Annotated in this window: 12 protein-coding genes; 4 read left to right on the plus strand and 8 right to left on the minus strand. The window is 74.8% G+C overall.

Translation table 11 applies throughout. The features are described 5' to 3' along the window. The first annotated feature begins 63 nt into the window (after positions 1–63). Positions 64–1479: a M1 family metallopeptidase gene (locus tag ACFPP6_RS04665; protein ID WP_382037474.1), complete on the plus strand. Its 1416-nt coding sequence runs from the start codon at positions 64–66 to the stop codon at positions 1477–1479. Between the two features lie 31 nt (positions 1480–1510). Here ACFPP6_RS04665 and ACFPP6_RS04670 read toward each other — a convergent pair whose 3' ends face one another. From ACFPP6_RS04670 to ACFPP6_RS04685, 4 genes are all read right to left on the minus strand, one after another. Next, complete coding sequence (locus ACFPP6_RS04670) at positions 1511–2518, minus strand: LLM class F420-dependent oxidoreductase (protein ID WP_382037476.1); 1008 nt, start codon at positions 2516–2518, stop codon at positions 1511–1513. A gap of 205 nt (positions 2519–2723) precedes the next feature. Then, positions 2724–3575 carry a hypothetical protein gene (locus ACFPP6_RS04675; RefSeq protein WP_382037478.1) on the minus strand — a complete coding sequence of 284 codons (852 nt, stop codon included), beginning with the start codon at positions 3573–3575 and terminating at the stop codon, positions 2724–2726. Positions 3576–3766: 191 nt separating this feature from the next. Beyond that, complete coding sequence (locus ACFPP6_RS04680; protein WP_382037480.1) at positions 3767–4756, minus strand: N-acetylmuramoyl-L-alanine amidase; 990 nt, start codon at positions 4754–4756, stop codon at positions 3767–3769. A 38-nt stretch (positions 4757–4794) separates the two neighbouring features. Then, positions 4795–5433 carry a class I SAM-dependent methyltransferase gene (locus tag ACFPP6_RS04685; RefSeq protein WP_382037481.1) on the minus strand — a complete coding sequence of 213 codons (639 nt, stop codon included), beginning with the start codon at positions 5431–5433 and terminating at the stop codon, positions 4795–4797. Between the two features lie 146 nt (positions 5434–5579). On the opposite strand from ACFPP6_RS04685, the gene ACFPP6_RS04690 reads away from it, so the two are divergent. Both ACFPP6_RS04690 and ACFPP6_RS04695 read left to right on the plus strand, forming a co-directional pair. Further along, entirely contained in the window at positions 5580–6131 is a 552-nt protein-coding gene (locus tag ACFPP6_RS04690) for a superoxide dismutase family protein (RefSeq protein ID WP_382037483.1), read from the plus strand. Between the two features lie 91 nt (positions 6132–6222). Beyond that, positions 6223–6663 (plus strand): hypothetical protein, encoded by a 441-nt coding sequence (locus ACFPP6_RS04695; protein WP_382037485.1) that lies wholly within the window; start codon positions 6223–6225, stop codon positions 6661–6663. Between the two features lie 220 nt (positions 6664–6883). On the opposite strand, the gene ACFPP6_RS04700 is transcribed toward ACFPP6_RS04695, so the two are convergent. From ACFPP6_RS04700 to ACFPP6_RS04715, 4 genes are all read right to left on the minus strand, one after another. Then, positions 6884–8065, minus strand: a complete 1182-nt coding sequence (locus ACFPP6_RS04700) for a bifunctional RNase H/acid phosphatase (RefSeq protein WP_382037487.1) — start codon at positions 8063–8065, stop codon at positions 6884–6886. Between the two features lie 5 nt (positions 8066–8070). Continuing rightward, the gene (locus ACFPP6_RS04705; protein WP_382037720.1) at positions 8071–8814 is read right to left on the minus strand and encodes a zinc ribbon domain-containing protein; all 744 of its coding nucleotides are present in this window, start codon (positions 8812–8814) and stop codon (positions 8071–8073) included. Next, positions 8811–9668 carry a Nif3-like dinuclear metal center hexameric protein gene (locus ACFPP6_RS04710; protein WP_382037489.1) on the minus strand — a complete coding sequence of 286 codons (858 nt, stop codon included), beginning with the start codon at positions 9666–9668 and terminating at the stop codon, positions 8811–8813. The genes ACFPP6_RS04705 and ACFPP6_RS04710 overlap by 4 nt, the downstream gene beginning before the upstream one ends. A 136-nt stretch (positions 9669–9804) precedes the next feature. Further along, positions 9805–10848 carry an ABC transporter substrate-binding protein gene (locus ACFPP6_RS04715; protein ID WP_382037491.1) on the minus strand — a complete coding sequence of 348 codons (1044 nt, stop codon included), beginning with the start codon at positions 10846–10848 and terminating at the stop codon, positions 9805–9807. A gap of 301 nt (positions 10849–11149) precedes the next feature. Between ACFPP6_RS04715 and ACFPP6_RS04720 the strand changes: the two genes are divergently transcribed. Continuing rightward, the gene (locus ACFPP6_RS04720) at positions 11150–13687 is read left to right on the plus strand and encodes a hypothetical protein (protein WP_382037492.1); all 2538 of its coding nucleotides are present in this window, start codon (positions 11150–11152) and stop codon (positions 13685–13687) included. Positions 13688–13816 lie beyond the last annotated feature (129 nt).

Genomic DNA, 13816 nt, shown 5'->3' on the forward strand with positions numbered 1-13816 from the left:
CCTTCGGCTCCAGCGAGGCATGTCCCGCCCGGTCGCCCGGCAGTCGGATGAGAGCATGACCGTATGACCGTTGTGCCCAGATCCTTCGTGCCCCGGTGGCTGCGGCGGGCCGTGCTGCCCGCCGCCCTCGTGCTCGTCGCGGCCTGCGGCGGTTCCGGTGACGCCGCGTCCCGCGAGGCCGGCGCCCCCGGCGCGGGGGACCCGCTCTTCCCCCGCCTGGGCAACGGCGGTTACGACGTCCGCCACTACGGCCTGACCCTCGACTACGACCCCGAGGACAACCACCTGGAGGCCACGGCCGTCATCACCGCGCGGGCCACGCAGGACCTCAGCGCGTTCAACCTCGACCTCGACGGGCTGAAGGTCCGCAGCGCCCGCGTCGACGGGAAGCCCGCGCGCACCGCCAGGAAGGGCAGCGAGCTGACGGTGACGCCCCGGGCGTCCATCGGCAAAGGCCACGAATTCGAGACGGTCGTCGTCTACGACGGCACGCCGAAGGAGATCAAGGACGAGGACGGCGACGTCGCCGAGGGCTGGGTCGAGACCGACGACGGAGCGGCCGGCCTCGGCCAGCCCACCGGCTCGATGGCCTGGTTCCCCGGCAACCACCACCCCTCCGACAAGGCCTCCTACGACTTCACGGTGACCGTCCCCGAGGGCTACACCGCCGTGGCCAACGGCGAGCTGCAGCGCCGGCGGGCCAAGGGCGGCCAGGTGACCTTCACCTGGCACAACGCCGAGCCGATGGCGAGCTACCTGGCCAGCGTGGCCGTCTCCCCCTTCAAGGTCACCACCACCCGCGCCGGCGACCTGCCGGTCTACATCGCCACCCACCCCAAGGAGGCCGCGGCCACGCCCCGCCTGGAGAAGCTGCTGCCCGAGGCCATCGCCTGGGCGAGCGAACTCTTCGGGCCATACCCCTTCTCCTCCGCCGGCGCCGTCGTCGACCACAACCCCTACGTCGACTACGCCCTGGAGACCCAGACCAAGCCCTACTTCAACGCCGCCCCGGACGACGTGACCGTCGTGCACGAAGTCGTCCACCAGTGGTTCGGCAACTCCGTCAGCCCCCGCACCTGGCGCGACATGTGGCTCAACGAGAGCTTCGCCGCGTACGCGGAGTGGATGTGGGAGGAGAAGCAGGGCGGGCGCTCCGCCCAGCAGATCTTCGAGGACCACTACACCGGGAAGGACCCGCTCAGCGACGGCATCTGGGCCTTCCCGCCCGCCGACCCCGCCCCGGCCACCGTCTCCGACCCGCCCGTCTACGGCCGCGGCGCGATGGTGCTGCACAAGCTGCGCCAGGCCGTCGGCGACAAGGCCTTCTTCGCGAACGTCCGGGCCTGGGCGAGAGAGTACCGGCACGGCAACGCCGGCACCGCCGATTTCGAGCGGTTCTGGCAGGAGCGCACCGGGAAGAACCTCGGCGGCGTGTTCGGCCCCTGGCTCCACGGGCAGGGGAAGCCGGACCGGCCGTGACCGCCGGGCGGGCGGTGCCCCGCCGCCCCGGTCACACCAGTTCGGCCAGTACCCGCAGCGTCTGCGGGTCCGGCGCGGTCACCAGCAGGTCCGTCACCGGCCCGGCCCGCCACAGCTCCAGCCGCTCCGCGATGCGCCCGCGCGGCCCGACGAGGGAGATCTCGTCGGCGAAGGCGTCCGGCACCGCCGCGACGGCCTCCTCCCGCCGGCCCGCCAGGAACAGCTCCCGCACCCGCTGCGCGGCCTCCTCGTACCCCATGCGGGCCATGAGGTCGGCGTGGAAGTTGCGGCGCGCGTGCCCCATGCCGCCGATGTAGAAGCCGAGCATCGCCTTCACCGGGCGCAGCCCCTCGGCGACGTCGGCGCAGACCCGGGCCCGGGCCAGCGGCGCCACCAGGAAGCCTTCGGGCGCGGAGGCGAGGGCTGCCGCGTGCAGGCCGGTCCGCAGCGGGGACCAGTACAGCGGCAGCCAGCCGTCGGCGATGCGCGCGGTCTGCGCGACGTTGCGGGGCCCCTCGGCGCCGAGCAGGACCGGCAGGTCCGGGCGCAGGGGGTGGGTGATGGGCCGCAGCGGCCTGCCGAGGCCGGACGCGCCGGGGCCGCGGTAGGGGAGCGCGTGGTGGCGGCCGTCCAGCGTCACCGGGGCCCGGCGGCGCAGCACTTGGCGGACCACGTCCACGTACTCGCGCGTCGCGGTGAGCGGGCTGTCCGGGAACGGCCGCCCGTACCAGCCCTCCACGACCTGCGGGCCGGACAGCCCCAGGCCGAGCAGCAGCCGGCCGCCGGAGAGGTGGTCGAGGGTGAGGGCGTGCATCGCCGTGGCGGTCGGGCTGCGGGCGGCCATCTGCGCGACCGCGGTGCCCAGCCGGATGCGGCTGGTGTGCGCGGCGATCCAGGTGAGCGGGGTGAAGGCGTCGGATCCCCAGGACTCGGCCGTCCACACGGAGTGGTAGCCGAGGCGCTCCGCCTCCCGCGCGAGGTCGAGGTGGCGGGGGTCGGGGCCGCGTCCCCAGTAGCCGAGCGCGAGGCCGAGCCGCACGGATGCCCTCCCGGCGGGTCCAGTCAACTGACGGGTGGTCAGATCCAGGTCTCCGACGGTAGGCCCGTGCCGGTGCCCCGGCAAGAGGACCCGGCAAAAGGACCCGGCAAGAGGGCCCGGCACGGGTCCCGGACCGGGCGCCGGCAAAGGCGACGGCCCGCCGGGAAACCCCGGCGGGCCGTCGTCTTTCGGCTGGGCGCGGACCTCAGCCGCGCTGGATGCCCGTCGTGTCCTGCAGGACGCCGCGGCGGCCGTCCTGCGTCTGGGCGACGAGGGCCTGGCCGCGCTGCTCCACCGCGAGGTACCAGGTGCCGGGCGCGAGCTCGGCGATCTGCGACGGCGAACCGTCCTCGCCGTACAGCGGGCGGGGCACCGGCACCGCGAACCAGAACGGGGCGAAGTCCCCGGCCGGGGCGGCCGCGGCCTGACCGGCGGCCGGCTGCGGAGCGGCGGCGGCACCGCCCAGGCTCGCGTCCGGCTGGCCCGGCTGCGCGCCGTAGGGCTGCTGGGCCTGGGCGCCGTACGGGGCGGCGGCACCGGGCTGGGCACCGCCCGGGCCCGGGTAGCCGTAGCCCGGGTTCGGGCCGGCGCCGAACGGGGACGGGGCCTGCGGGCCCGGGGCGCTCACCAGCGGGGCCTTCAGGGCCGGGGTGCGCGGGGTGAGCAGCGCCGCCGCGGCCAGGGCCGCGTTGGCGAGGAGGGCCAGGATCTGGCCGACGCCCGGGGACACGCCCTGGGCGCCACCGATGATCGTCCACAGCGAGGACCACGCGGCGAACACGGCGAACGCGGTGCCCCACTGGACGAGCTCCAGGCCCATGAGCTTGCGCCCCTCGGGCTGGAAGCGCGCGGCGACGATGAGCCCGGCGGCGATGATCCCGGCGAGGAAGATCGACGGCAGAACGGGGAAGAGGCCGGCCTTCCAACCGTTCGGCTCCGTGGGGCAGATCGAGGCAGCGCAGTCGTACGAGTAGAAGCTCAGGAACGAGGCGATGAACAGCAACACCGCTGCTCCGATCACCACGCCGTCGCCTCGAGTGAGGGAGCGGATGTTCACCTAAAGTCCTTTGTCAGTGTGATCATTAACGTCGCTTTCGCCGGCACGCGAGAATGCGGGGGCGCGGGGGTGGCCCCCCATCGTACGGGTGAACCTATCGCCTGCACGGTCGGGGCGTCCTCTTCGTATCTGCCTCGTGACAAGCGCGCGGTCCGCGGGCACCGCTACGGCCCGTTACCGCCCGGGGAGCCCTACCCGTCCAGGAAGTCCGTGATGCCGTCGGCGATCCCTTGCGCCGCCTTCTGCCGCCATGCACCGTCCGTCAGCAGCGCGGCGTCCTTCGGGTCGCGCATGTTGCCGCACTCGACGAACACCTTGGGGACGGTGGAGAGGTTGAGCCCGCCGAGGTCGCCGCGGGTGTCCAGACCGGTACCGCCGCCGATGTAGTTGGACGCGGCGCTGCCCGTGCTCCGCACGAAGTGGCCCGCGATGCGCACCCCGAGGTCCTTCGACGGCCCCGCGATGGCCGAGGTGTCCGCCCGCCCGCCCTTGACGGAAGCGGGCAGGATCACATGGAAGCCGCGGTTGCCGACGGCCGAGCCGTCGGCGTGCACCGAGACGGCGGCGTCGGCGTGCGCGCGGTTGCCGATCGCGGCCCGCTCGTCCACGCACGGGCCGTACGGGCGCTCGCCGTCGTGCGTGAACACCACCTTGGCGCCCTGCGCCCGCAGCAGCGTCCGGATCCGGTGGGCGACGTCGAGGCTGAAGGCGGCCTCCGCGTAGCCCGCGTCCGTGGACGTTCCCGTGGTGTCGCACTCCTTGCGGCCGGTGCCGATGTCGACGGAGCGGTTGATCTCGGCGGTGTGCTCGCTGTTGCGGATGTTGTGACCGGGGTCGACCAGGACCACCTTGCCCTTGAGCGGGCCGTCCGGCAGCGGCCCCTCGTCGGCCGCGGCGGGCGACGCGCTCGGCGACGTGCCCGGCGGCGCGGACGACCCGGCCGCCGAAGGCGACCCGGCGGACGGCGACGGCTGCCGGGACGGGGCCTGCGAGGCGGGGGAGCGGCCGGGCGAGGCCGACGACGCGGCGGCCACCGGGGCCTTCTCCCCGCCGTCCGCACCCGCGTCCCACAGCAGCCAGCCCGCGAAGCCGGCCGGCACCAGGGCCGCCACCGCGACGACGACGGGCCTACGGATGCCGCCCGGGCGGCGGGTCACACGGGGAAAGCTGCCTTTGGACACCCGGCGATGCTACGCCGCCGCTCCGCCGCGCAGGGGGCCTACGCCGCAACCGGCACGCGCCGCAGCACCCGCAGCGAACGCGTCACCGACACTTCGGTGAACTCCCCGGATTCCAGTGCCCTGCGGTACACGCGGTACGGCGCCTGCCCGCCGTCCGCCGGGTCGGGGAAGACGTCGTGGATGACCAGCAGGCCGCCCGGGGCGAGGTGCGGCGCCCAGCCCTCGTAGTCCGCCGTGGCGTGCTCGTCGGTGTGCCCGCCGTCGATGAACACCAGACCCAGCGGCGCCGCCCAGAGCGAGGCCGCCAGCGGCGACCGCCCCACGATCGCCACCACGTGCTCCTCCAGGCCCGCCTGATGCAGCGTGCGCCGGAACGCCGGCAGCGTGTCCATCCGCCCCACGGCCTCGTCGACGAGCGACGCGTCGTGGTACTCCCAGCCCGGCTGCTGCTCCTCGCTGCCCCGGTGGTGGTCCACCGTCACGGCCGTGACCCCCGCCTCGCGTGCGGCGGCGGCCAGCAGGATCGTCGACCGGCCGCAGTACGTGCCGACTTCGAGCAGCGGCAGCGCGAGCCGCGCGGCCTCCTCGGCGGCGGCGTGGAGCGCGAGCCCCTCGTCGAGCGGCATGAACCCCTTGGCCGCCTCGAAGGCGGCGAGGATCTCGGGCTTGGGGGGCATGGTGTCGTCCTCCTGGGGTACGCGGTGGTCGGCTCATTGTCCTCACGGGCCGCCGTGCGCGGTGCGCGAGGGGTCGATACCGTGGGGAAGCACGTCCGCGGGACGCAGGGGGAAGCCACCGCTGAAGCTCCTGAAAGGGGCGGAAGATGTCCTTCGCCGTATCGCTGCTCGCCGCTTCCATGGCCGTCGTGTCCCCCATGGGCGGGGCCCACTGCCAAGGGGCGAGCGTGAGCGCAGTCTTCGCGGAGCCCACGGCGGACGTGCTGCGCGCCGTGACGTTCGACGACGCCGCGGTCCCGCCGGGCGCCCGCGTCTCCGTCGTCGAGCGGACCGGCCACCGCGGCACGGCCGTCCAGCTGCGCCTGCGCGGCGTCCAGCCGGGCCGTACGTTCGGCGCCCACGTCCACACGAAGCCGTGCGGCACCCTGCCCGACCACTCCGGCCCGCACTACCAGCACGTCAAGGACCCGAAGCAGCCCTCGACCGACCCCCGGTACGCCAATCCGCGCAACGAGGTCTGGCTCGACCTCACCACCGACCGGCGGGGCGGCGGCACGTCCTCCGCCTCGGTCGCCTGGCGCTTCCGCGCGGGCGAGGCCCGCTCCGTCGTCATCCACGAACACGCCACCGAGACGGGCCCGGGCAGGGCGGGCATGGCGGGCGCGCGGCTGGCGTGCGTCAACGTGTCCTTCAAGTGAGCGTCGAACAATAGGACGAGGCACTCGCAAGGGTGATCGTGCGCGCTGCGGGGCCCGGGCACGGCCCCCGGCGCCATAGCCTGCTGCCGCCATGAACGATTTCGTTGACGAAGCACGCTCACGCGTCGCACACCTGCTCCGGATGGCCAACACCACGGACGACCGGGTCAGGGCACGGATCATCGAGTACGCGGACACCACCCCGGAGCCGCCTGTCATGAGCCGGGCCGGGATCGTCACGACCGGATGCGCGCAGTGCCTGCGGACCGCGTGGAGGCAGCAGGACGCGGAAGGCCCCGTGTGGGTCTGCGCGTCGTGCGGCCATGTCGAAGGAGTGACCGTGAACTGCCCCCACTGCAAGGTGGCCATGACCCCGCCGCCGCTCGGCGCCCCCGACCGGTGGCAGTGCCCGCGGTGCCCGCGGGTCGCGGCCACGGGTGAGAGTGCCCAGGACATCGAGGAGCGTGAGCGGCAACGGCTTGCGGCGGTTGCCGCGCTGGATGCGGCGATGGCCCTGCGGGCCGGCGAGTGAGCGGTTCGCCGGGTGCGGGTTGCACCGCAGGTCGCGCGGTTCTTCGGCTGCGGGCCGTCCGTGGCCGGTCGCGCAGTTCCCCGCGCCCCTTTAAGGGGCGCAGTGCCGTCGGCGACCGGGCAGTCCCGGCAATTCCTTCCGCCGCAGCGGTGAGCAACCACTACGCGCCTTCTCGGCGGTGCCGAGCCGAGCCTGAGCCCGGTGCGGCACCGTCGCAGGCCTACCGCAGGTGCGCCGTGTCGTTCAGCAGTCGCAGCGAGGCGTTGCCGTCCGCGTAGTACGCCACTGCCGACAGCGACGCCGCCGACAGCTCCATGCGGAACAGGGACTCCGGCGGGGCGCCGAGGGCCAGCCGGACGAGGGTCTTGACCGGCGTCACGTGGGTGACCAGCAGCACCGTACGGCCGGCGTACCGGGCGAGGAGCTTGTCGCGCGTGACCGCCATGCGGCGGGCGACCGCCGCGAAGCTCTCGCCGCCGCCGGTCGGGGCCGCCTTGGAGGAGGCGAGCCAGGCGTCGAGGTCGGCGGGGTGGCGCTCGCGGACCTCCGCGAACGTCAGGCCCTCCCAGGCCCCGAAGTCGGCCTCGCGCAGGCCCTCCTCGACGCGCACCTCCAGGCCCAGGCGCGCGGCCGCGGCGGCCGCGGTCTCGCGGCAGCGCCGCATGGGCGAGGAGACGATCGCCTGGATCGTGCCGCGCGCGGCGAGCGCGGCGGCGGTGTGCTCGGCCTGGCGGAGGCCTACGGGCGAGAGCTCGGGGTCGCTGCCGCCACTGCCGGAGAATCGCTTCTGCGGAGTGAGGGCCGTCTCGCCGTGCCGCAGCAGCACGAAGGTGGTCGGCGCCCCGAGGTCGGCGGGGGCGGCCCAGCCGACGGGAGCGGCCTTGGGCTCCTCCAGCGGCTCCGCCACGGGCTCGGCCGCCCGCGGGGCCGTGCGCGCGGCCGTACGCTCCGCGAGCGCCGCCGCGGAGGCGCCCGCGTCCCACTGCCGGCCCGCCTTGCCCGCGTCCATGGCCTCGTTGGCGAGCCGGTCCGCGTGCTTGTTCCGCTCGCGCGGGATCCACTCGTACGCGACCTGCCCCGCGGGGAAGAGCGCGCGCGCCCGGGCGGCGAGCGGCCGCATGTCCGGGTGCTTGATCTTCCAGCGGCCCGACATCTGCTCCACGACGAGCTTGGAGTCCATCCGGACCAGGACCCCGGCACCGGGGTCGAGGGCCTTCGCGGCCTCCAGGCCGGCGATGAGCCCGCGGTACTCGGCGACGTTGTTCGTGGCCGTGCCGATGTACTCGGCGGCCTCGGCGAGCGCCTCGCCGGTCGCCGCGTCCAGCACGACGGCGCCGTAGCCGGCGGGGCCCGGGTTGCCCCGGGAACCGCCGTCCGCCTCGACGATGAAGCGAGGGGCCACGGGGCTTACAGGCCGGACTCGGAGGTGCGGACCAGGATGCGGCTGCAGTTCTCGCAGCGGACGACCTGGTCCGGCGCGGCGGCGCGGACCTCGTTGAGCTCGGTGATGTCCAGCTCCAGGCGGCAGCCCTCGCAACGGCGCTGGTTCAGGCGCGCCGCACCGATGCCGCCCTGCTTCTCCCGCAGGCGGTCGTAGAGCTTGAGCAGGTCGGCCGGGACGGAGGCGGAGACGATCTCGCGCTCCTTGGTGACCGAGGCGGCCTCGGCGTCGATCTCGGCGACGGCGGCGTCGCGGCGCGCGACGGCGTCGTTGACCTTGGCCTGGACGGACTCGACGCGGCCGGTCAGCTCGGTGACCCGCTCCTGCGCGGACTCGCGGCGCTCCATGACCTCGAGGACGACGTCCTCCAGGTCGCCCTGGCGCTTGGCGAGCGAGGCCACCTCGCGCTGCAGGTTCTCCAGGTCCTTGGCGGACATGCCGACGCCGGTGTCCAGGCGCTGCTGGTCACGGGCGGCGCGCTGGCGGACCTGGTCGACGTCCTGCTCGGCCTTGGTCTGCTCGCGGGCGGTGTCGCTCTCCTCGGTCTGCGCGGCGACGAGGAGGTCGCGGTGCTGGGTGAGGTCGGCCTCGAGGGAGGCGATCTCGGCGTGCTCGGGCAGGGTCGTGCGCTTGTGGGCGAGCTGACCGAGGCGGGTGTCCAGCGCCTGGAGGTCGAGGAGGCGGATCTGGTCGGCGGGCGCGGCGTTCAGTTGGGGGCTCCTGTTGAGTGGTAGTCGGTGGAGGACGCCGCGTGGGCGGTCCAGGGGTCGGTGACGATCTTCGAGACGTGGGTGCGCAGGCCCCAGCCGTGCCGGTCGGAGATCTCGTCCAGCTGGGCGGCGGCCTGCTCGGCCCAGGGCCACTCGGTGGCCCAGTGCGCCGCGTCGACCAGCGCCAGCGGGCTGTGCTGCTGGGCTTCGGACGCGGGGTGGTGGCGCAGGTCGGCGGTGACGTAGGCGTCCACGTCGGCGGCCCGCACCGCGTCGAAGAGGGAGTCGCCGGAGCCGCCGCAGACCGCGACGGTGCGGATGGTGCGCGCGGGGTCGCCGGCGACCCGGATGCCCTGGGCCGTGGCGGGCAGCCGCTTGGCGGCGTGCTCGGCGAACGCGGCCAGGTCCATGGGCGGGTCGAGCTCGCAGACGCGGCCGAGGCCGCGGCGGCCCGCGGGGTCGTCCGGGTCGGGCACGAGCGGGCCGGTGACGCGCAGGTCGAGCGCGCCGGCGAGGGCGTCGGAGACGCCGGGGTCGGCGCGGTCGGCGTTGGTGTGCGCGACGTGCAGCGCGATGTCGTTCTTGATCAGCGTGTGCACGGCCCGGCCCTTGAAGGTCGAGGCCGCGACGGTGGTGGTGCCGCGCAGGTAGAGCGGGTGGTGCGTGACCAGCAGGCCGGCGCCGAGCTCCACGGCCTCCTCGACGACCTCCTGGACGGGGTCGACCGCGAAGAGGACCCGGTTGACCGGGGCGGCGGGGTCGCCGCAGACCGTGCCGACGGCATCCCACTGCTCGGCCCGCTCGGGGGGCCAGAGGGCGTCGAGGGCGGCGATGACTTCAGACAGTGCGGGCACGGAGGAAAGGCTACCTGTCCGCCGTGCCCGCGCGGCCATCGCTCAGCGCATGGCCATGCCGGGGGTTCCGGGTCGGGGTCCCGGGGGCGGGCTCCCGGCCGGGGGGACGGCCGGGAGTGCCCGCTGCGTCGGCCGGCTACTTCACGAGGAAGCCGCGGAGGTCGTCGAGGACGCTGTTGGCGGCCGTGACGCCCAGGCCCAGGTACCAGGTCTCGTCCTTGACGTCCTTGGCCCGGTCCTCCTTGACCGCCTTCAGGCTCTTCCACAGCGGGTTGCCCTCGGCGGCCTCGCGCTTGGTCTTGTCCGGGGCGCCGTAGACACCGGTGAAGATCCAGTCGCCGTCGGCCTGGTCGATCTGCTCCGGCGAGATCTCCACGGCGAGCTTGTCGGCCTGCTGGTTCTTCGGGCGCGGCAGGCCGGCGTCCTTGAGGATCGTGCCGATGAAGGACTGCCCGGCGTACAGGCGCGTGAACTGCGGCAGGTAGCGGACCATCGAGATGGTGGGCTTGTTCTCGCCGAGGTCCTCGCCCAGCTTCTTCGCCTTGGCGGCGTACGCGTCGAGGTTCTTCTTGGCCTCGGCGGTCTTGTCGAGCGCGGCCGCGTTGAGGAGGTAGTTCTCCTTCCACGTGAAGCCCGGGCGGAGGGAGAAGACGGTCGGGGCGATCTTGGCGAGGTCCTTGTAGTTCTTCTCCGCGCGCAGCTTGCTGCCGAGGATCAGGTCCGGCTTGAGCTCGTTGATGGCCTCGAGGTTGAGGTTGTTGATCGTGCCGACGTTCTTCGGGTCGCCGGCGTCCTTCTTCAGGTACTCCGGGAGCTCCTGGCTGCCCTCGCTGGGGGCCCAGCCGACCGGCTGGAGGCCGAGCGAGACCACGTTGTCGAGCTCGCCCACGTCGAGGACGACGACGCGCTTCGGGCGCTCCTTCAGCTCGGTCTTGCCCAGCGCGTGCGTGATGGTGCGGGGGAACTGGCCGGGCGCGGCGTCCGTGCCCATCTTCGCGGTCTCCTCGGCGGCCTTGCCGAAGTCCTTGCCGCCCTGCGCCACGGACTTGGAGCCGCTGCCGCCGTCCTTGCCCGCGCCGTCCTTGCCGTTGCCGTCATCCGACGACCCGCAGGCCGCGAGGGAGAGTGCGGCGGCTACGGAGAGGGCGACTGCGGCGGTGCCGCGGCGACGAAGGGACATCACGTACTCCATGTCGGTCCGGCCGGCCGTCGGGGCCGGCGGGTGGTCAAGGGGGCCTTTCCAGCCACCCCCCGCGACTACTTAGGCACGCCTTACCTTACGTGACGGCGCGGACGCGCGAAGCACAGCCTCCTCGCGCTCCTCAGGCGAATCGGACAAGAGCCACCCTTACGCGTGAAGCGGGCCGACTCTCATTGTTCGGCTGGAAGTGCGATAACTACGTTCAGTGCCGGAGGTGACGTTTCTCATGACGGTCTGTGCCCCCCAGAGCACTCCACAGAGCACCCCGCGGAGTGGCTCGATGGACATGAGACGCGCGGCGTTCACGGTCACGGCGAACGGCTCGTACGCCGCCCGGCTGGCCCTCGACGGCGGCACGGGCGGCTGGTTCCCCGAGCGCTGGACGCTCGACGGCCCCGAGCCCTACGCCGTGCCGCTGCCCGGCAGCCAGCCCGAGGAACCCGACAGCGAAGTGCAGCCGCTCGCCGACGGGCGGGTCCTCATCCGCCGCCGCGTCGCCGAGCGGCACACCCTCTCGCTGCTCTACCCCACCGGCCCCGGCACGGGGGAGCTGGCCGTCGGCGCCGTCGAGTGCGCCCGGCTGACGCTGCTGCCCCCCGCGCCGGGCGGCGCCGCCGTCTACGGGCTCGTGCACGACGAGCGGACCACCGCCCTGTGGCGGCTGCACGGCGGCTCCTTCGGACCCGAACGGGTCGTGGAGGTGCAGGGCCGCTGCGCCGGCGGCGCCTGGCTCGACCGCACGGGCCGGCTGCTGGCCCTCGACCGCGAGCTGGACGGCCGCACCAAGACCGTCGTCGTGGACCTGGAGCGCGGCGGCGAGACCAGCCCCCTGCTGCAGATCACCGAGGAGAGCAACGACCGGCTGCTGCTCGCCGACCCGTACAGCGGCCTGCTGCTCGTACGGTCCGACGCGCCCGGCCAGGACCGGCTCGGGTGGGGTGTGCTCGGCTCCGCCCGCCCCGTGCGCTTTCCGGAGTGCCTGCGGCCCACGGGTGCCGCGCTCACCCCCTTCGCCGCCCAGCCCGGGCAGGAGCTCACCCCCGAAGGGTGCGCGGTGGCCTTCCGGGTCGAGGGCGCCACCGGCAGCTGGGTCGGCGTGTGGCGCCCCGCCGGGAAGCAGCTCCAGCAATTCCCGGCGCCCGCCGGGTGGCTGGTCGGCGCCGGCCTGTGGACCAGCGGCGGCGAACTGCGGCTGCCGTTCGTCACGCCGTACGTGCGCTGCGGCCTGGCGCGGCTGCGGCTGCCGGAAGGGGAGCGGGGCGAGACACGGGATACCGGCGGGCGCGGTGCGGCGCGGGACGCGGCCCCCGGCGGGCCGCGCACCGCGCCGGGTCAGGCACCGAGGCCGCCCCTGGAGCAGGTGCAGCAGCCCCTGCCGCCGCACATGCCCCCGTCCGGCCCCCAGCTCCGGAACGGCCCCGCGGCCGCCCCGCCTGCGGCACCCGTGCCGCAGCGGACACAGCAGCCACCGCTGCGGGAAGCCTCCCGTCCGGCGGAGCCGGCTCCCGTTGCGCCGTCCCGCCAGCCGCAGCCGCAGCCGCCACTGCAGGAGGCCCGGCCGGCGCCGGAGTCCGGGTTCGCGGGCGGGCCGCAGGTGCAGGCGCCGTCACCGCACGAGGTGCCCCGCGCGTCGGGGCCTCAGGCCCCCGCGGCGCCGCAGCCGGTCCGGCCGGTGCCGGAGTCCGGGGCTGAGGCTGGGCCGCAGCTGCAGGTGCCGCTGCTGCACGAAGTGCCCCGCCCGGCGGAGCCGTCGGCACCGTTGCTGCAGGAGGTACGGCCCACTGGGCCGGAGCCGGCCGGGTCGGCTGCGGAGTCCGGGTACGCGGCCGGGCCGCAGAGGCAGGCGCCGTTGCTGCACGAAGTGCCCCGCGCGGTGGCGCCGCAGACGCCGTTGCTGCAGGACGCACCCCGTCCGGCGGGGCAGTCGGCCTCCGCCGCATCGCAGCAGCCGCAGCCGGTCCGGCCGGCGCCGGAGTCCGGGTTCGCGGCCGGGCCGCAGGTGCCGTTGCTGCACGAAGTGCCCCGCGCGGCGGCGCCGCAGACGCCGTTGCTGCAGGACGCACCCCGCCCGGCGCAGCAGCCGCAGCCGCTGCTGCAGGAAGTGCGGCCCGCCGGGCCGGAGCCGGTCCGGTCGGTGGCGGCGTCCGGGTTCGTGGGTGGGCCGCAGAGGCAGGCGCCGTTGTTGCACGAGGTGCCGCGTCCGGCGGAGTCGGCGGTCTCCGCGTCGCCGTCGGCGCCGCGGGGGTTGCTGCAGGAAGTGCGGTCCCCCGGGCCGGAGCCGGCCGGGTCGGCTGCGGAGTCCGGGTTTGCGGCTGGGCCGCAGGTGCAGGCGCCGTTGCTGCAGGACGCACCCCGCCCGGCGCAGCAGCCGCAGCCGCTGCTGCAGGAAGTACGGTCCCCCGGGCCGGAGCCGGTCCGGGCGGTGCCGGAGTCCGGGATTGCGGCCGGGGCGCAGAGGCAGGTGCCGTTGCTGCAGGAAGTCCCGCCCCCCGGGCCGCAACCGGCCCGCCCGGCCCCGGAGGAGCAGGCCCCCGCCGGGCGGCAGCCGCAGCCGTTGCTGCAGCAGGTGCCTTGCCCGCCGCAGGCGTCCCCGCCACTCGTGGAGCGTCCCCACGAAGGGCCCCCGTCCTGCCCGCCGCAGGCGTCCCCGCAGGGGGAGCGAGCCGAGTCGCCCGCGTCCGTGTGGACCGCCGTGCCTCCCACCGGACTTCCGGGGGCCGGCATGCCGGGTGCCTGGTCCGTCGCGGCTTCCGGGGGCGCGCCGTCCAGGCCCGTGCCCCTGCAGCAGGCACCGCTGGGGCGGGAGCCCAGGCCTTGAGCGGCCGCCGACTCGCGGCCCGGCCGGGTGGCCCGGGCGATCAAGGTCCCGTTAGAATCCGGGCGGGGGTTGCGCAGCTGTGCCGGACGGTGACGGTCACCGTCGTGAGCCGGACGGCCGTGCGCGGAG

The sequence above is a fragment of the Streptomyces aureoversilis genome (assembly GCF_042657885.1).
In the GTDB taxonomy this organism is placed as follows: domain Bacteria; phylum Actinomycetota; class Actinomycetes; order Streptomycetales; family Streptomycetaceae; genus Streptomyces; species Streptomyces aureoversilis.

What these genes read in the sequence shown, in the direction of transcription:
- ACFPP6_RS04665 (WP_382037474.1), top strand. Translation starts at nt 64, where the DNA reads ATGACCGTTGTGCCCAGATCCTTCGTGCCCCGGTGGCTGCGGCGGGCC.
- ACFPP6_RS04685 (WP_382037481.1), bottom strand. Translation starts at nt 5,433, where the DNA reads ATGCCCCCCAAGCCCGAGATCCTCGCCGCCTTCGAGGCGGCCAAGGGG.
- ACFPP6_RS04690 (WP_382037483.1), top strand. Translation starts at nt 5,580, where the DNA reads ATGTCCTTCGCCGTATCGCTGCTCGCCGCTTCCATGGCCGTCGTGTCC.
- ACFPP6_RS04695 (WP_382037485.1), top strand. Translation starts at nt 6,223, where the DNA reads ATGAACGATTTCGTTGACGAAGCACGCTCACGCGTCGCACACCTGCTC.
- ACFPP6_RS04715 (WP_382037491.1), bottom strand. Translation starts at nt 10,848, where the DNA reads ATGTCCCTTCGTCGCCGCGGCACCGCCGCAGTCGCCCTCTCCGTAGCC.
- ACFPP6_RS04720 (WP_382037492.1), top strand. Translation starts at nt 11,150, where the DNA reads ATGGACATGAGACGCGCGGCGTTCACGGTCACGGCGAACGGCTCGTAC.